The organism is Neobacillus sp. SM06, from assembly GCF_050496765.1.
Classification (GTDB): domain Bacteria; phylum Bacillota; class Bacilli; order Bacillales; family Cytobacillaceae; genus JAEVLT01.
The window spans coordinates 218,663-235,913 of the sequence record NZ_JBNWEO010000017.1; the positions used below are offsets into that span (position 1 = coordinate 218,663).

The following is a 17,251-nucleotide window of genomic DNA, read 5'->3' on the forward strand; positions in this document are numbered from 1 at the left end:
AAGGGAACGAAACAGCGCCCTTATGCATATTTTATTTTGAATGGCAAGGTAAGCAGCAGCATAGAGGTTTAGTTGGTAGCCTGGTGTAAGCTAATCTAATCTCTTGAATAGTCTGTGTCTTGTTTATTTCATTCTGAGTTTATTTTTGGAAACAGTTGACGAAATCCTTGCCAATCATGTAAGATTAACTTGCTTTGCATCATTCAAGGAGGGAAAGGTGGATCGTATTCAATTTTAATAAAAGCGCCTGAACTAACCCGGGACGTTGGGTTAGTTGACGAGGAGGAGGAGTATCGAAGGGTTCGGCGGATACCTCCCGGTTGCCACGCACAACCGTCAATTTTTCCATAAAACACCGAGGCAACTTGGTGCACAAGTTGGAAAAAGCTGCGATCATAAAGTTCGAAAACAGAGATAAGGGGGCAAGTATGCCTCCGAAAGCTTCTTGCCCCCTTTTAACAGGGAGGAAAAGAAAGATGTGTGGAATTGTTGGATATATTGGAAACAATGATTCGAAAGAAATTTTGCTAAAAGGCTTGGAAAAGCTTGAATACAGGGGCTATGACTCCGCCGGTATTGCGGTGCTGAATGAAAGCGGCGTGTCTGTTTTTAAAGAAAAAGGCCGGATTGCAGACTTGCGCAGCATCGTTGATGAGAGCGTAATGGCGAACATGGGGATCGGCCATACCCGCTGGGCAACGCACGGAGTTCCAAGCAAAGACAATGCCCATCCGCATCAAAGTGCGACAAACCGCTTCACCCTTGTGCATAATGGTGTGATCGAAAACTATGATCTGTTAAAGCGTGATTACTTGAAGGATGTAAACTTTGTCAGCGAAACGGATACCGAAGTCATTGTTCAGTTAATTGAACGGTTTGTTAATGAGGGAATGGAAGTGCTTGAGGCTTTCCGCAAGACGCTAAGCCTGTTAATCGGTTCTTACGCCCTTGCCCTTATTGATCGTGAAAATCAGGATACCATCTATGTTGCGAAAAACAAAAGCCCGCTGCTTGTCGGTTTAGGCAATGGTTTTAATGTCGTTGCTAGTGATGCGATGGCGATGCTGCAAGTTACCAATCAATTTGTTGAATTGATGGACAAAGAGATTGTGATCGTGACAAAGGAAAAGGTGACGATTCAAAATCTTGCAGGCAAAACGATCAGCCGTGATCCTTACACAGCTGAACTTGACGCCAGCGATATCGAAAAGGGAACATACCCTCACTATATGTTGAAGGAAATTGACGAACAGCCATTGGTCATGCGAAAAATCATTCAAATGTATGAGAATGATCAGAATGAATTAAGGATCGATCAAGAGATTATCGAAGCAATGAATGCGGCTGATCGGATTTATATTATCGCAGCCGGAACTTCCTATCATGCGGGTCTTGTCGGAAAACAGCTGATTGAGAAAGTTGCCAAGATTCCTGTTGAAGTGCACGTGGCAAGTGAATTTGGCTACAATATGCCGCTTTTATCTGAAAAACCGTTGTTTATCTTCATTTCGCAAAGCGGCGAAACAGCAGACAGCCGTGCCGTGCTTGTGCAAGTAAAGGAAATGGGCTACCACGCGCTAACGATTACAAATGTACCGGGATCGACCCTTTCGCGTGAAGCTGACTTCACATTGCTGCTGCATGCCGGTCCGGAAATTGCCGTCGCTTCGACGAAAGCATATACAGCACAAATTGCGGTAATGGCCATTCTTGCAGAAGTAACAGCGAAGAGCCGCAATATTCCTGTAGACTTCGACCTCGTGCATGAACTTGGAATCGTGGCAAATGCGATGGAAATTCTTTGTGACTCAAAAGAATTGTTTGAGCATATTTCAAGGGAGTTTTTATCTGTAACACGCAACTGTTTCTTTATTGGCCGCGGCATCGATTACTATGTCGGTCTTGAAGGTGCCCTTAAGTTAAAGGAAATTTCCTATATCCAAGCGGAAGGTTTTGCCGGTGGAGAGTTAAAGCACGGCACAATTGCTTTAATCGAGGAAGGCACACCAATCATCGCGCTTGCGACTCAGGAAAATGTCAATTTAAGCATCCGCGGCAACGTAAAAGAAGTCGTTTCCCGCGGCGCAAACCCTTGCATCATCTCGATGAAAGGCCTTGAAATGGACGAAGACAGCTTCGTCATCCCAGAAGTGCATGAATTGTTAACACCACTTATCTCTGTTGTACCATTGCAATTAATCGCCTATTACGCTGCCCTGCACCGCGACTGCGACGTCGACAAACCGCGCAACCTCGCAAAATCAGTCACAGTGGAGTAAGGGAAAAAGTGTGGGTTGATTGGGTTGTCTCTATAAAAAATTAACGTTCCTTAGATAAAAATAAGGTTCCAGAGAAAAAATAATGTTCCAAGTCCGAAGGTTTTTCCGGTACTTTTCCGGCAGGCCTTCGGATTTTTTATGTGCAAATTCAGCAGCCAATCAATCGTAATCCAAGCCCGTTTTAAATAAAATCCAATATCAATTCAATTGTTTCTCCCCACTATCCTTCTCTTCCGTTCCTTGTTCCGTAAGGGTTTAGGCACCTTCGGTTCTTTTTCAGTTGGGTATCTCAAGGTATAGATTTGTTATCTTTTCCAGTGTGTTTCCTAACAATTTAGGAGCCAGTGCATATTCCATTTTCTATTTCGTTCATTCCACTCTGGAACGTAATTTTTTTCTCAAAATCAGTGTAAAATCGTTACAAAAACGAGTGAAAAGCGGCAAAAAGGCGGGAATTTAATTTTTTTATAACGAAAAATGGATAAGGAGCAAGAGAGGGCGTGAGCCCGTGGGAGAGAAGGGATTGAGTGGATTGAGAAGGGGGAGGGGCGGTGGAATGTAATTTTTTTATGGGGACATAGTAGATGGAGGTGGCTAGTTTCTCGAAAAATAAATATGTTATTTATTCACTCTCAACGTAAAACAACGGATCTATGTGTCACATGGTCTACATTGGAACTGAAGGAAAAATAAACAGCAACAACATTGTGTTTGAAACTATTATTCAATCGTCAATCCAACGTTTGTTTAAATACAAAATCAATTCAATTCTTGGCTGAATCCTATACAAGTTTAGACTTTTTTGCTCAATTAATGGAGGAAATCTATGTGTAAAATATTTCTCGGGACCAATTGCTGGTAAAAAAAGAGAAGGCACTCTATCATAAATGTACGCTGACCAAGGCGAAATACATTTAGAAAGAGGCCTTCTCATGGAAAAAATTATAACAAAAATATACAAATTAATAAAGGAAAGTGAAAATCTAATAATCCTTGAAGAACGTCTTCAGCTTTTGATGTATGAGGTTTTTTCTCAACTCCTAGGGGAAGTATTTAATCATATGAACCAGGCAATTGTGAAGGAAAAACAGAAAGCGGATTGGAAAGTCGAACGAAATGATCCAAAGACTGTTCAGTTCACTTTTGGAACGATCCGATTTAATCATACGTTAATGCATGATAATGAAGGTCATCCAGTCTATCCTTTTGATGAATTATTGGGTTTGCGAAAACATCAGCGTTATAGTCCTCTGGTTGAGGTTAAGGTAGCTGAATTAGCCAGTCAAAACGCCTATAGGGAAGTGGCTCGAACCCTAAAAGAATGGACCGCTGTGACAATCAGCCATCAAACAGTGGGAAAGATGGTTAAGTCTGTGGGAGGAGCACAAGCGAAGGCGGATGAAGAATTAGTATTGGATTTGGAGGAAGCGGCCAGCTTACCAGAGGCAAAGAAAGTGGATTTTTTAATGGCTGAGGCGGATGGGGTATTTGTCCGAAGTACAAAGCGTAGAAAGAATATAGAGGTTCATCACGCCATTACATATGAGGGCTGGGATATCAATGGAAAACGTGTATCTTTGAGAGAGCCAAAGGTTATCATGACCACTCAGCGCACAGATGTGTTTTGGAGCCAAGTACAGGCCACTACGGCTCACCGCTATAGCTTGGAGAATACTCAAGTAGTGACCAATAGTGACGGAGGTCTGGGCTATACAGCTGACAAATTCCAAGGAGCCTTTTCACAATCTCGTTATAAGGTGTGGAATCAACTGGACTCTTACCATATTTCGCAATCACTAAATCGGACATTCGGGGTAAAAAGCGACTGGAAAGACAAGGTGAAAAAAGCCATTGACGATCATGATATGGATGCATTTACAGTGTGTTTAGACACATACGAAAGCACGCTTGAGGATTCAAAACAACTTGAGAAATTAAAAGCATTCCGTTGGTATATTGGTGGAAATTGGGATCGAATTTTTGATTGGAGAAATAAGGTTAAGAATCTGCCAGAGAATGCGAGAAACCTAGGAGCGATGGAGTCGAATCAGCGCCACGTCTCTTTTCGGATGAAAAAGAGAGGGATGCATTGGAGCTATGAGGGGGCTGAGGCAATGGTTAAAATTAAACAAGGTATTCTTAATCAAACCTTGAGAGAGGTATACCTTAAGCACCAGCATAAAAGCGCTAGAAAGCAGCGTGAAGTGAAGAAAGCGGTGAGAATGTCCCAGATTCTTCACCAGGCTACCCGGCCATCTATAGGAGCCAAAAACGGGAGAATCAGCTTACATGCCCCCCATTCGACCGCTATGGGGCAATTAGTTAAGAGTATGAGTTTATAACCTGCATGTTTTCATAAGGTTCGTGAGAACGTTATGAAAATGTGCAGGCCACCAAGCGGTAGCGCGGTAGGGAAGTCAGCGTACAAAAAGTGAGTGCCAGAAACCACGTGTCCAGAGCACTACCGAGAAAAACTTGACACATACGGAGGAAATTTCCACCTTTACTTAATCTACTTTCACGACTATAATAAAAAAGGTAACAATAAACATTAGGAGGATTATTAAAAAATGACACATTTTATGAGACTACGATTCCCAACTTTGAACAAGTAATTGAATATGTTCAAAGGCTCTGTTTGTCCATGCAGAGTAAACGGGATTAGTCTGTCCTTTTTTAATAATCTTCATTTCATATGAGGTATTTGTCATTTTCTGTATGTATCCATAAATGACGATACTTGGTTAAAATATGTCATGTTGGGAAAGGCGGCTTATTCTGCCTTTCTTTATTTTTGTCTAATTTACCTTTCTTTGGGTCTTGCCAGAGGTGGGTTTATTTGCTGTCGTCTATTTACAGCACCTAATAAAATAAGGACGGGTCTCTTTCCCTTTACTCCCAAGTCACAGGCAGATGCTTGTGATTTTTTTATTTGAAAGGAAGAGCAACCATGACAAGTAAAGAAAAAAGTGCGGAATTAGTTAATAAATATGTTCATGTATTTAGTTGTCCAATTTGTAAAAGCCCAATGAAGCGGATTAACCCCCGAATTTTGGACAATATCTCTCTTATTCTCTCATTTCCATTGTTTTTTAAAATTGGATTGTCTTTCGTTATTCTTCAAAAAGGCCATGCTGCTTGACAAGGAGCCTCTGCGGGCATGACTTCCCAGCCGAGCAGCCAGATGTCACAACATCGGCATCGCCAAACAAGGCTATCATGCCCGCCACTCCTAATCAAGCTGGTGCTTTGGCTGAAGTTTGGCACTGTTACACTCGAACTTCCTTAATTACTAATGAACCCTGATTCTCATAGAATTCTTTTGGTGATAGATCTAGAATGCTTGAATGCATTCGTCTTTCGTTATAAAATACCATAAACTCTGTGACGACTTCATATGCTTGTGCATATGTTTCAAATTGCCATCTAGATAGGCAATCGTCCTCAAAAATCCGATGAAATGATTCGATATGGGCATTCATATTTGGCGTTTTGGGCGGTATTCTTTCATGCTCTATTTTATAATTTTCACAAAACTCCTCGAAAGTATGAGAAATAAACTGTGGTCCATTATCTGTTCGGATAACAGGTTTTTCCAAAGCATTAAGTAGTTGGCGTTTCAGTAGTGCTCGTTGCATTGCTTGATTGACATCGCTGCCTGTACAACTCAAGCCCATATGATAATCGACAATCCCCCTGTCATAAACGTCAATAATTGACATGACAAAGAAAAAGCGGTCTTCACCTTCAACAAATCCGTATTTTATATCGGCTTCCCACATTTGATTTGAGCTAGTAATGATGCGATTTCGTGCTAGTTTTCTAGGATGCGAGACTTTTTTCTTACGCTGTGGACGTAAGATCCCTAATTCTTTACATAATCGGTACACTTTTTTCTTGTTAATGACCTCATTAGCCCCAAAATGAACTTGGACAATAAGAGTGATCTATTTTATACTACTTAATGTACCAAGGAGGTTGTCATCATGGCACGAACAAAACATTCAAAAGAATTTAAACTACAAGTGATAAAAGAGGTTTTGGAGACTGGCAAAAAAGCGGTAGTGGCTCGTCGCTATAATCTTAATGCTAATATGGTAGGCCGTTGGTGTACGGAATATAAAAATGGGCAATACGGGGATGTAGATGTCACAGCTATGCCTGATCTTGATCCAAAAGAGATGTCAAAAGAAAACGAAAAACTAAAAATACTACTAGGTGAAAAAGATCTTGAAATCGCGATTTTACGTGATCTTATAAAAAAGAAAAACCCTCACTTGCTGAAAAACTTGAAGTAGCTGAAAAGTGGATTCAAAAAGGCTACTCCATTTCAGTGGTGCTAAAAATCATTGGTATTCCTCGTTCCACCTACTATTATCAAAAAAACTACCGTGTGGAAGAGAAAAAAGTAAGTGAGGGACGTCCAGCACCAGGCTATTCTTACAAAGAGGACGGCCAAAAAGTATCAGATGAACAGATCAAGGAGTTTTTATTAGAGGGGATTGCCGGCGATGCCTATAACTATGGCTATCGCAAGCTCACAAAGTTTCTTTATCGGAACCATAACCTCGTCATCGGATTAACCCCCGAATTTTGGACAATATCTCTCTTATTCTCTCATTTCCATTGTTTTTTAAAATTGGATTGTCTTTCGTTATTCTTCAAAAAGGCCATGCTGCTTGACAAGGAGCCTCTGCGGGCATGACTTCCCAGCCGAGCAGCCAGATGTCACAACATCGGCATCGCCAAACAAGGCTATCATGCCCGCCACTCCTAATCAAGCTGGTGCTTTGGCTGAAGTTTGGCACTGTTACACTCGAACTTCCTTAATTACTAATGAACCCTGATTCTCATAGAATTCTTTTGGTGATAGATCTATATAAATGGAATTAAAGGATTTTAAGAAAATTTGTCCAATTCTTATAGGTAAATAAAACCTTTAGGAAGGCGGACACATAATGAAAATCCTTCAAAATGAAAACATGGATTCAATTCAGGAAGTTAAAGCTTGTATGCATGGTTTAAGGGATCTACGGATGTTTAAACGTTATCAGGCTATCCTCATGCATTTAAAAGGACGGACTTATGTAGAAATCGCTGACCTTTTAGAATGTACGGAGCAAACTATATATAACTATGTTCGAGCCTATAAAACTAACGGTTTGGAGGGATTAGTTCCCGGACAATCTCCCGGACGCCCTTGTCAACTAACAGAGGAACAAGAAAAGGAACTCTATCAGTTAATTGTTGAAAAAAAGCCAGCTGCTGTTGGATTTCCCGCAGAAATGAATTGGACTTCATTTCTTGTTCGCGATTGGATTAAGCAAACATTTGACATTGTTTATACGGACCGGGGTGTAAGGAGATTGTTGACTCGTTTGGGATTTAGTTACACAAAACCAACGTATACCCTAGCAAAGGCTGACCCCGAGAAACAGGAAGCGTTCAAACAAGAATTTGAAACGATTAAAAAAAATGATGAATGACGAAATTGATCGAATTCTGTTTCAAGATGAATCCATGATCAGGGACTACCAAGCTTTAGCCAATACATGGTTTCCTAAAGGGCAACAAAAAGTGATACCTACTTATGGAAAACATCACGGGGTTAAATTAATTGGTACCCTCGATTACGAAACAGGCGAAGTGTTTGTCACAGAAGAAGAACACTATGATGCTCAAGTTTTCCTATCTTTTCTTGAAAAAGTTGTAGTCAGATACAAGGGTGAGAAGATTGTAATGATACTGGATAATGCTAGAATCCACCACTCGAAACTGATTCAACCTTTTCTCGAAGCCCATAAAGATCATCTGCAACTTGTTTTTCTCCCACCATACAGCCCAGAGTTAAACCTAATTGAAGGACTGTGGGGATGGTTAAAAAAATCAATTATTTATAATGTTTTTTATAAAACGGTAGAAGAAATTAGAGTGGCTGTCCAGACATTCATTACACAAATCAATAAAGACCCTATGAAAATCGTTAATCGTCTATGTCTTAAGCTTTAACTATTGACTCAATTACACCTTTAGCCAGATTGCCAGGATCGGATTGAGCAATAAATAGCCTAAAACGATATTCGACAAACTCCGATGATTGCAGGTATATTGTGCTTAAATTTTGTAGAATATTGTCATTAATCTAGGAAATCGTTACAGAACCAAATTGTTTAGTTCCATATATATAGAATGCTTGAATGCATTCGTCTTTCGTTATAAAATACCATAAACTCTGTGACGACTTCATATGCTTGTGCATATGTTTCAAATTGCCATCTAGATAGGCAATCGTCCTCAAAAATCCGATGAAATGATTCGATATGGGCATTCATATTTGGCGTTTTGGGCGGTATTCTTTCATGCTCTATTTTATAATTTTCACAAAACTCCTCGAAAGTATGAGAAATAAACTGTGGTCCATTATCTGTTCGGATAACAGGTTTTTCCAAAGCATTAAGTAGTTGGCGTTTCAGTAGTGCTCGTTGCATTGCTTGATTGACATCGCTGCCTGTACAACTCAAGCCCATATGATAATCGACAATCCCCCTGTCATAAACGTCAATAATTGACATGACAAAGAAAAAGCGGTCTTCACCTTCAACAAATCCGTATTTTATATCGGCTTCCCACATTTGATTTGAGCTAGTAATGATGCGATTTCGTGCTAGTTTTCTAGGATGCGAGACTTTTTTCTTACGCTGTGGACGTAAGATCCCTAATTCTTTACATAATCGGTACACTTTTTTCTTGTTAATGACGAGGTTATGGTTCCGATAAAGAAACTTTGTGAGCTTGCGATAGCCATAGTTATAGGCATCGCCGGCAATCCCCTCTAATAAAAACTCCTTGATCTGTTCATCTGATACTTTTTGGCCGTCCTCTTTGTAAGAATAGCCTGGTGCTGGACGTCCCTCACTTACTTTTTTCTCTTCCACACGGTAGTTTTTTTGATAATAGTAGGTGGAACGAGGAATACCAATGATTTTTAGCACCACTGAAATGGAGTAGCCTTTTTGAATCCACTTTTCAGCTACTTCAAGTTTTTCAGCAAGTGAGGGTTTTTCTTTTTTATAAGATCACGTAAAATCGCGATTTCAAGATCTTTTTCACCTAGTAGTATTTTTAGTTTTTCGTTTTCTTTTGACATTTCTTTTGGGTCAAGATCAGGCATAGCTGTGACATCTACATCACCGTATTGCCCATTTTTATATTCCGTACACCAACGGCCTACCATATTAGCATTAAGATTATAGCGACGAGCCACTACCGCTTTTTTGCCAGTCTCCAAAACCTCTTTTATCACTTGTAGTTTAAATTCTTTTGAATGTTTTGTTCGTGCCATGATGACAACCTCCTTGGTACATTAAGTAGTATAAAATAGATCACTCTTATTGTCCAAGTTCATTTTGGGGCTAATGAGAGTGAACAAGAGAAAAGTGGATTAAAGAGGAGGCTTTTGTTGAACCAATGGGTGCAAATCATCACCAAGAGGATTCTCAAATTTCTTATAGCAGGTTGAGGTGATACAGTGTCGATAAAAGGGATTAATCATTTTTTATTTTCAGTATCTAATTTAGAAATATCCATTGAGTTTTACAAAAATGTATTTGATGCTAAGTTGTTAGTAAAAGGTAGAAGCACTGCTTACTTTGATTTAGATGGAATATGGCTGGGTCTCAATGTAGAGAAAGATATATCACGTAATGAAATAAACCAATCGTACACACACATAGCTTTTTCTATTGAGGAAGCCGAATTTAATAAAATATACGAAAAATTAAGAGAATTGAATGTAAACATTTTGAAAGGGCGTTCAAGAGCTAAAAAAGATAAAAAGTCCATATATTTTACTGACCCAGATGGTCATAAATTTGAATTTCATACAGGTACATTACAAGATAGATTGGATTACTACAAACAAGAGAAAACACATATGGGGTTTTTTGAATAAAAAGACTTCTTAATTAAACAAATGGGGGCTTTTGTTTAATAAGGTCTTGCAAAGATTTTCACAATCAGGCGCGAAAATGGAATAACTATAAATTTAAACAACTTAATTATTATATTAAGTGCAGTGAAGTATCTTACATCAAGAATTAAACTACTTTATTGTCACTGTACACTTAGGAAAAAACAATCTTCCAATTCCGAAGGTTTTTCCGGTAATGATCCGGTGCGCCTTCGGTTTTTTTTATTTCCAATTTGGAAGACGTTTAATTGTGATCCAATCCTGACTTCAATCCAAATCCAGGCGAATCATTCTGCGAGGGTTTTCGAGTGAGCATCACGCAGAGATGCAAAGACTAATTTTGCCCCTTCTTGTACAAGTAGTTTTGGTCGTTGCTTCACCAACTCCGCTTCCTGCCCCCAATTGTTGCCACGACCTTCTGTTTTAAGCAAGACATGTTGTCCGCTATTCAATACCTGTCTATTTTAGTTTCCCGCCAAATACCGGGAAGAAACTATGATCACCATAATCCTGGATGTGCTCTACCTTCTTCAAAGTCTGTATATCAGCATCGCTGATTACAAAATCAAGTTCTGCATTGTTTCTCATGTGATCCGGATTTGCCGTCTTAGGAATGACGACTAGACTAAGCTGTAAGCAATAACGTAGGCAAAGCTGAGCAACAGTTACTCCATACTTATCAGCGATTACTTTAATATCAGCATAAGGACCTTACTAGTAGTGTCCATTATGCTGATGTTTTTATTTTTCACTTCTTGATCTTATTGAAGGTATTTTTTTAATTCTTCAAGGCTTGGAACTTTTCTGGTTAATTTTAACGGATTTCCGAAAGAAGTCCCCCATCCTCAAGGAATGTGAAGGGAGAAGCCCAATGAGTAGATAGGAGTGAATCGTATGCCACGTTCCGTCACGTATGGTTTTGTGGGGGGTGATCATTAATAACGACCCTACTCGATTTTTTTATTAGGCACGTAATGTTTCGTAACGAACCTCCTTAAGAGTTGTTCCACTACCAGTAATTGAAAGGTTCGTTCCTTTATTTTGGTCGTATGCGGTGAAACTTACGACTTTTTCACCTGAATTAACAAATAGTTCAATGGAATGAAGGTCAAGATAAAAATCCAGCGTTTTTTCATAATTAGACTTTCCAAAGCAGTTTTCTAGAACAATCGGTTCTTTGCTGCCATAGTCGGATCGGATGACAAGTTTGTTATTTTCTGCATCGACTTCAACACGAGTTGATTTAGTCTCACTTTTATTCAATTCGATGGTAAACTTCTGAGCGTTTTCCCCCATAGCTATCTTTAAATAACCTGCTGCCTGTCCGTTAATATCTAGTTTGTCTTGCAGCTTAACGTTTTCATATAGTGCCGACACAGAGAAATATTTCTGACGGTTGATAAATGGCTGCTGAAGCAAATCGCCATTCTTAACTACTAACTGGCGGGGAATAGACATCATGCCATTAAAACCATATTCTCTCGGCGGCATTGTTTCGTGCCAGCGGTGCATCCAGCCTATTAATAAACGTTCGCCATTTTCACCCTCTGTTGATTGTGGGGCATAAAAAGTTTGACCATGGTCAAGCAGCCCCTTTTTCCCTGGAATGAACTTTCCTTGATCAAAATCCATGTGCCCGATGACGTAGGTGGTTTTATTTTTAATCTGGCCGCTAAACTCAGGGTCGCAGGGCATTTCTGAAAATACTAGTACATCATTATCATCGATCCTAAACAAATCGGGACATTCCAGTAAAGTATTTTCACTAAATTTCGTCTGATATATTGACGAATGGAACGACCAATTTAATAAATCGTCTGACGTAAACATAATAATTTCTCCGCGGCGTTGTGTGTTCCTTACCGCTAACACGCAATAATAAGTTCCATTTACCTCTAGCACTTTCGGGTCTCGGAAATCACAAATCAGATACCCTTTCGGCAATTGTTTTTCTCCGATAACTGGATTTAAACGATATTTTTCAAAATGCACCCCATCTTTGGAATAGGCAACACATTGGCGCTGAATAATTTCCGACTCATCACGATCAAATCCGATGTTCGGGTCGATGTGGCCAGTGTAGATAAGATATAGTTTTCCATCCTTTTCAATAGCACTTCCGGAAAAACATCCATGTGTATCATAGGATTGATCGTTTGCTAACGCGACAGGGAGGTGTTCCCATTTTACAAAATCTTTCGTTTTAGCGTGTCCCCAATGAATCTTATTCCAGACGACATCATACGGATTATGTTGATAGAATAAGTGATATTCTCCTTTGTAAAAAACGAAGCCGTTTGGATCGTTCATCCAGCCTATTTCCGGTGTGAAGTGGTAATAGGGTCTGCTTGTAACCTTATCTTTATTTTGCTTTATATATTCGTTAGCTCGCTGTAAATGATTCATTTTACACCTCTCTTATTTAATTCCACTTTGCATTGAACCTTCGACAATATATCTTTGGAATAAAATGTATAAAATAACAATTGGAATAGTTACAATGGTTAATGCTGCCATAATGTGGCTTGTGAAAATATTATATTTATCACTGAAGATTGCGTTTAGTGCCACTTGGATTGGCATTAAGTTCGAATCTGATAATGCCATAACAGGCCATAAGAAGTCATTCCATGAGGACAGGAAGGTTAATATTCCAACTGTGATATACATGTTAAGGCTCGAGGGAATGACGATTCGAAAGAAACAGCCAAGTTCACTTAACCCATCGATTTTTCCCGATTCAATTAATTCGCCAGGGAAGGAAAGGAAATACTGCCTAAACAAGAAAATATTCATTACATTTACAATAAACGGAAGTAGGTAACCTGCAATCGTATTAATTAGACCCATTTCGTTTACCACTAAGTACAAAGGAAGAATGGTGGCTTCAATTGGGACAATCATTAACGCGATAATAAAAATGAGAATGCCATCTTTAAATGGGAACTTAAATCTAGCCAATGCATACCCTGCCAGCGAGTTAATTGTTAACCCGAAGACAACGGTGAGGGATGCATAAAGCAAACTGTTCCCAAGGTTTTTGAAAATATTGTAAAACCCTAATAATTCCTTATATGATTTCAAAGACAGGTCCGAAAATCTCGGGATTACGGCATAAATGCTACCTATATCCTTATAGATGACTTCATCCATTTTAAATGAAGAAAGAACCATCCAAACGAGGGGAATCAGAAATTGCAAAGCGATTACGGAAGCCAGTACATAAAATAGGGTTTTTTTTACAGTTTTCACGCTGCCTCCTCCTCTCTAAAGAGCTTTTTAATAACTATGGATACGATAATTAAAAATAAGGTGAACATGATCGTGACCGCACTGGCATATCCAACGTTTCGGTGGCGGAACCCGTATTCGTAAATGTATTGCAAAATCGTAATAGTTGAGTAATCCGGGCCTCCACCCGTCATTACCATTGGCTGAACAATTAATTTAAAGGCTTGAATGGTTGTGGTAATAACCAAAAACATCGTGATTGGTTTTAATGATGGAATGGTAATGTATAAGAATTTTTGTAGCACGTTTGCTCCATCGATATCTGCAGCTTCATAAATCTGGTTGTCAATGTTCTTTAAACCCGCTAAAAAAATCATCATTTGGTAACCGCTGCCTGACCATGCCGATATCACCACAATCGTGTACATCGCCTGGGAAGCGCTTGAAAGGAATGGTTGTTTTGAAATACCAATATTCGCCAAAGCTTCATTGATTAGCCCTGATGTTGGATTCAACATAACCGTCCAGAGAATAGAGATGACTACTAACGAAAGAACGGCAGGTGAAAAATAAGCGGTACGGAAAAAACCAACACCTTTAATTCTTTTATTGACGATCAAGGCCAAACCGAGTGCCATAGATAGCTGCAAAGGCACAACAAGGACAACAAATTTGATGGTGTTAAGAAAACTTTGCATTAATACTTCATCTGTCAGCATCCGTTTGAAATTTTCCAAACCAGTAAAATGTTTATCATTAGGCTTTAATAAATAATAATCGGTAAAGCCATACGTAAACGCAAAGATAATCGGAAGTACAATGAATAGAGTAGCGAGCACCAATGCTGGTGTAAGAAATCCATAGGCAGAAACGACTTCGCCTTTTTTGTAATGATTGCTTTCCCGATAGTGTACCGTTGTATTTCTTACTTGCACGAACTGGCTTATTTTCATGTTTTCACATCCCTTCTATTTAAAAAGAGATGAGGTCAGATCCCCACCTCTTTTTCTCAGAAACTACTTCCGATATTTCTCAAACTCTTGATCGATTTTTTTGGCAGCGTCGTCAAGATATTTCTTGATAGTCGCAGAATCTGTTGTTTTGTTTTGAGCAATTTTTAAAATCACGTCTTTTGCAAATGTTTCAGAAAGGTATGGATATCCTGGTGATACTGGACGTGCCTTATTGGTGTTTTCAACTTGATATTTTAATACTTTCCATGCTTCATTGTGGTAAGGGTTGTTTGTATTTGTTTTGATTTCAGGAATAGAATTGATTCTTGTTGGAATTGAACCGTTTTTTTGATAGTACTCTTTAGCTGCTTCATCGTTGGTTAACCATTCCATTACATCAACTATTTTTTTAATGCGTTTTTCGTCTTTCTCTGAACCGTTGCGGACAAATGCCCAGCTTCCGGATGGAGTGTATAAGCCATTAAAATCTTTGCTCATTTTTGGATAACGAAGAGTCCGGAACTTCAAGCCAGGGTAGTTGTTGGTTAATTCATTTACATACCAGAAACCGCTTACAGATAAAGCTGTTTTTCCGGAATAGAATGCTTTTTCCGATTCAGTTGCAGACGCAAGTGCAGGCTCTTTAAATAGCTCAGCGAATTTTGTTAAAGCTTCTACTGATTTGTTACTATTTAATACTCCATCAACTGTTACGCCGTCTTTATCTACGATATTTGCGCCATTTCCCCAAAGTAGAGGGGTGAAATAGTAAGTTCCAGTTTCATATGCGCCAGCAGGAATATCCGTTAATAAAGTGCTTACAGCTATTTCGTAATTTTTGAATGCCGGATCCTTTGAGGTTTTAGCAAATGTATCAATTTTTCTGGCGAGTGTTACAAAATCATCCCAAGTCCAGTCTTTGTCTGGTCCGGGAACCGATGCTTTAATATCATTAGGCAGCGCATTTATCATATCTTCGTTATACATGATAGCTACACCGGAATCAGAGTAGCCCATTCCATAGAATTTGCCATCTACAGTACCTTGATCAATAATCGCTTTTGTAAATCCCTTTTTAAATCCCTTACTTAAATACGGATCCAGTTCGCCAATAACGCCAGAATCTGCATAAGCGGCAATATCTGGCCCGTCAAGGGTGAAAATATCAGGCATATTGTTTGCAGTGATAGCGGCGTTTAATTTATCTATATAACCGGATCCAGCTCCCGCGCGCGTAATATTTTGAATTTCTACTTTTGGTCCATCTGGATGTTTTTCATTGTATGTCTTTACTCGATCTGCAAACATTTTCCCCTCGGGGTGATCAGCCGAAGCTTGTGTCCAAATAACGATTTTGTTATTTGCGTCACCATTTGCACCTTTAGAACCACAGGCTGCTAGAGGGAGGGCAAGCATTAAAGCAGCGATTAATAAGAATAATTTTTTCATACTCTACTATAACCTCCTTTATTTGAATAAGGGTTGAATACGTATTCAAACCTATGCTTCAAATTTAATACTTTTCAAATTATCTGTCAATATATTTTTCAAGCGTTTACAATCCTTTAAATTGAATATATTGATATTTATTGTTAAAATGGATATATAGAGATTGCTACAATTGAATTTATTTAGAATACGTATTCATATATAAGGGGATTTTGGCATATGAAAATAACAATGAAAGAAATTGCAAGGCTCGCTAATGTTTCCCAGTCTACCGTATCACGTGTGATCAATGGAAATAAAGGTGTGAATGAAGAAGCAGCTAAGCGGGTTATTGAAGTCATTGAAAAGGTGGGGTTTATCCCAAATAAGGCTGCGCAGACGCTAAAAAGAAGCCGATCACATATTGTTGGTGTGCTTCTTACCGAGACCTACAATCCTTATTTTGTCGAATTAATTGACAAGCTTGAGTCAGAATCCCGTAAACGTGGCTACAATATCTTATTGCATGTATCGAATCGAAACCCACTCGTAGAATGGGAAAGTGTCCAAAATTTTATTGCTCGTCAAGTTGACGGAATGATTATTATTCCATCCGGAGGATATAATATTGATCGAATCAGCAAGCTATCGATTCCATCTGTGGTGATGACACAGAATTGGGAAGCTATAGATAGTGTGGGTCTGGATCACGTTCTCGCCGGAAAAATTGCTGCAGAAAAATTTATCTTATCAGGTCACAAAACATTCGGCTTCATTGGAACGACTCCGGACGATAAATTTCTTGGTTTCAAGAGCGGGCTATACGAAAATGGTCTGGAGTTTAAAGAAAAGAATTATATCCGGGTGCAGGAGACTTCTACGGACAATTTTTTAATACGTTGCGATATCAATGCGTATTTGGAACAAGCAGGGGAGGCTATCGATTTTACATGCGCTTTTGCGGCAAACGATATAATGGCTTTGGAATTTATTCGAGCGGTTGAGGAGAAAGGAATGAAGGTGCCAGAGGATATTTCGATTATAGGCTTTGACGATACGTATCTTGCTAAAATTATGGGGATTTCGAGTATTAATCAGCCAATTGAAAAAATGGTTAATACGACGCTCCAGCTTCTATTGGATCGCGTAGAAAATGAAATCTCTTCAAAACCGGTACAAATTAAACTTAACCCTACTTTAGTTGAAAGAAAAAGTTCAAATTTAATTAAATAACTAGTCTGTCGGGGCAGGCCCCATTTATTTTGTATCATATAGTAGAATTAGCAAAACCTCTCGTTATCATTTAGGAAGGAGTCTTATTACGAACTCGTCTAATAAAAGATGGTAGGGAACTCATAAAAGCCATATAATACAGAGACGGGGTGAAAAGG

General features: G+C 39.1%; 16 protein-coding genes. 8 read left to right on the forward strand and 8 right to left on the reverse strand.

Annotated features, from left to right (window positions below):
* The first annotated feature begins 476 nt into the window (after nucleotides 1-476).
* The 3 genes from glmS (at nucleotide 477) to ACQYAD_RS14495 (ending at nucleotide 4,894) form a co-directional block, all read left to right on the forward strand.
* Nucleotides 477-2,279 carry a glutamine--fructose-6-phosphate transaminase (isomerizing) gene (gene glmS, locus ACQYAD_RS14485; RefSeq protein ID WP_430239238.1) on the forward strand — a complete coding sequence of 601 codons (1,803 nt, stop codon included), beginning with the start codon at nucleotides 477-479 and terminating at the stop codon, nucleotides 2,277-2,279.
* Nucleotides 2,280-3,211: 932 nt separating this feature from the next.
* The gene (locus ACQYAD_RS14490) at nucleotides 3,212-4,621 is read left to right on the forward strand and encodes an ISLre2 family transposase (RefSeq protein WP_430234557.1); all 1,410 of its coding nucleotides are present in this window, start codon (nucleotides 3,212-3,214) and stop codon (nucleotides 4,619-4,621) included.
* A 228-nt stretch (nucleotides 4,622-4,849) separates the two neighbouring features.
* The gene (locus ACQYAD_RS14495; RefSeq protein ID WP_127762567.1) at nucleotides 4,850-4,894 is read left to right on the forward strand and encodes an erythromycin resistance leader peptide; all 45 of its coding nucleotides are present in this window, start codon (nucleotides 4,850-4,852) and stop codon (nucleotides 4,892-4,894) included.
* A gap of 654 nt (nucleotides 4,895-5,548) precedes the next feature.
* On the opposite strand, the gene ACQYAD_RS14500 is transcribed toward ACQYAD_RS14495, so the two are convergent.
* Nucleotides 5,549-6,226: an IS3 family transposase gene (locus tag ACQYAD_RS14500; protein ID WP_430239402.1), complete on the reverse strand. Its 678-nt coding sequence runs from the start codon at nucleotides 6,224-6,226 to the stop codon at nucleotides 5,549-5,551.
* A gap of 39 nt (nucleotides 6,227-6,265) precedes the next feature.
* On the opposite strand from ACQYAD_RS14500, the gene ACQYAD_RS14505 reads away from it, so the two are divergent.
* From ACQYAD_RS14505 to ACQYAD_RS14515, 3 genes are all read left to right on the forward strand, one after another.
* Nucleotides 6,266-6,577, forward strand: coding sequence for a transposase (locus tag ACQYAD_RS14505; RefSeq protein ID WP_430234337.1), 312 nt, complete (start codon nucleotides 6,266-6,268; stop codon nucleotides 6,575-6,577).
* A gap of 35 nt (nucleotides 6,578-6,612) precedes the next feature.
* Entirely contained in the window at nucleotides 6,613-6,984 is a 372-nt protein-coding gene (locus ACQYAD_RS14510; protein ID WP_430239240.1) for a hypothetical protein, read from the forward strand.
* 277 nt (nucleotides 6,985-7,261) lie between these two features.
* A protein-coding gene (locus ACQYAD_RS14515) for an IS630 family transposase (protein WP_430235185.1) occupies nucleotides 7,262-8,288 on the forward strand; the annotation gives its coding sequence in 2 pieces (ribosomal slippage) (nucleotides 7,262-7,734 and nucleotides 7,733-8,288; 1,029 coding nt in all).
* A gap of 161 nt (nucleotides 8,289-8,449) precedes the next feature.
* On the opposite strand, the gene ACQYAD_RS14520 is transcribed toward ACQYAD_RS14515, so the two are convergent.
* Together ACQYAD_RS14520 and ACQYAD_RS14525 are read right to left on the reverse strand one after the other, a co-directional pair.
* Nucleotides 8,450-9,274, reverse strand: coding sequence for an IS3 family transposase (locus ACQYAD_RS14520; RefSeq protein WP_430239241.1), 825 nt, complete (start codon nucleotides 9,272-9,274; stop codon nucleotides 8,450-8,452).
* A 35-nt stretch (nucleotides 9,275-9,309) separates the two neighbouring features.
* Nucleotides 9,310-9,621, reverse strand: coding sequence for a transposase (locus ACQYAD_RS14525; protein ID WP_430234337.1), 312 nt, complete (start codon nucleotides 9,619-9,621; stop codon nucleotides 9,310-9,312).
* A gap of 186 nt (nucleotides 9,622-9,807) precedes the next feature.
* Here ACQYAD_RS14525 and fosM point away from each other — a divergent pair, with 186 nt between their 5' ends.
* Entirely contained in the window at nucleotides 9,808-10,230 is a 423-nt protein-coding gene (gene fosM / locus ACQYAD_RS14530) for a FosM family fosfomycin resistance protein (protein WP_430239244.1), read from the forward strand.
* A 477-nt stretch (nucleotides 10,231-10,707) separates the two neighbouring features.
* Here the strand turns inward: fosM and ACQYAD_RS14535 are convergent, their stop codons facing one another.
* From ACQYAD_RS14535 to ACQYAD_RS14555, 5 genes are all read right to left on the reverse strand, one after another.
* Entirely contained in the window at nucleotides 10,708-10,944 is a 237-nt protein-coding gene (locus tag ACQYAD_RS14535) for an aldo/keto reductase (protein WP_430239403.1), read from the reverse strand.
* 267 nt (nucleotides 10,945-11,211) lie between these two features.
* Nucleotides 11,212-12,654 (reverse strand): glycoside hydrolase family 32 protein, encoded by a 1,443-nt coding sequence (locus tag ACQYAD_RS14540; protein ID WP_430239246.1) that lies wholly within the window; start codon nucleotides 12,652-12,654, stop codon nucleotides 11,212-11,214.
* A 12-nt stretch (nucleotides 12,655-12,666) separates the two neighbouring features.
* Nucleotides 12,667-13,500, reverse strand: a complete 834-nt coding sequence (locus tag ACQYAD_RS14545) for a carbohydrate ABC transporter permease (protein WP_430239248.1) — start codon at nucleotides 13,498-13,500, stop codon at nucleotides 12,667-12,669.
* Nucleotides 13,497-14,432 (reverse strand): carbohydrate ABC transporter permease, encoded by a 936-nt coding sequence (locus ACQYAD_RS14550; protein WP_430239249.1) that lies wholly within the window; start codon nucleotides 14,430-14,432, stop codon nucleotides 13,497-13,499. Before ACQYAD_RS14550 ends, ACQYAD_RS14545 begins: the two co-directional genes overlap by 4 nt.
* Nucleotides 14,433-14,495: 63 nt before the next feature.
* Nucleotides 14,496-15,881 carry an ABC transporter substrate-binding protein gene (locus ACQYAD_RS14555; protein ID WP_430239251.1) on the reverse strand — a complete coding sequence of 462 codons (1,386 nt, stop codon included), beginning with the start codon at nucleotides 15,879-15,881 and terminating at the stop codon, nucleotides 14,496-14,498.
* A gap of 219 nt (nucleotides 15,882-16,100) precedes the next feature.
* Between ACQYAD_RS14555 and ACQYAD_RS14560 the strand changes: the two genes are divergently transcribed.
* Entirely contained in the window at nucleotides 16,101-17,093 is a 993-nt protein-coding gene (locus tag ACQYAD_RS14560) for a LacI family DNA-binding transcriptional regulator (RefSeq protein ID WP_430239253.1), read from the forward strand.
* Nucleotides 17,094-17,251: the final 158 nt, after the last annotated feature.

What these genes read in the sequence shown, in the direction of transcription:
- glmS (WP_430239238.1), top strand. Translation starts at nt 477, where the DNA reads ATGTGTGGAATTGTTGGATATATTGGAAACAATGATTCGAAAGAAATT.
- ACQYAD_RS14490 (WP_430234557.1), top strand. Translation starts at nt 3,212, where the DNA reads ATGGAAAAAATTATAACAAAAATATACAAATTAATAAAGGAAAGTGAA.
- ACQYAD_RS14505 (WP_430234337.1), top strand. Translation starts at nt 6,266, where the DNA reads ATGGCACGAACAAAACATTCAAAAGAATTTAAACTACAAGTGATAAAA.
- ACQYAD_RS14525 (WP_430234337.1), bottom strand. Translation starts at nt 9,621, where the DNA reads ATGGCACGAACAAAACATTCAAAAGAATTTAAACTACAAGTGATAAAA.
- ACQYAD_RS14540 (WP_430239246.1), bottom strand. Translation starts at nt 12,654, where the DNA reads ATGAATCATTTACAGCGAGCTAACGAATATATAAAGCAAAATAAAGAT.
- ACQYAD_RS14550 (WP_430239249.1), bottom strand. Translation starts at nt 14,432, where the DNA reads ATGAAAATAAGCCAGTTCGTGCAAGTAAGAAATACAACGGTACACTAT.
- ACQYAD_RS14555 (WP_430239251.1), bottom strand. Translation starts at nt 15,881, where the DNA reads ATGAAAAAATTATTCTTATTAATCGCTGCTTTAATGCTTGCCCTCCCT.
- ACQYAD_RS14560 (WP_430239253.1), top strand. Translation starts at nt 16,101, where the DNA reads ATGAAAATAACAATGAAAGAAATTGCAAGGCTCGCTAATGTTTCCCAG.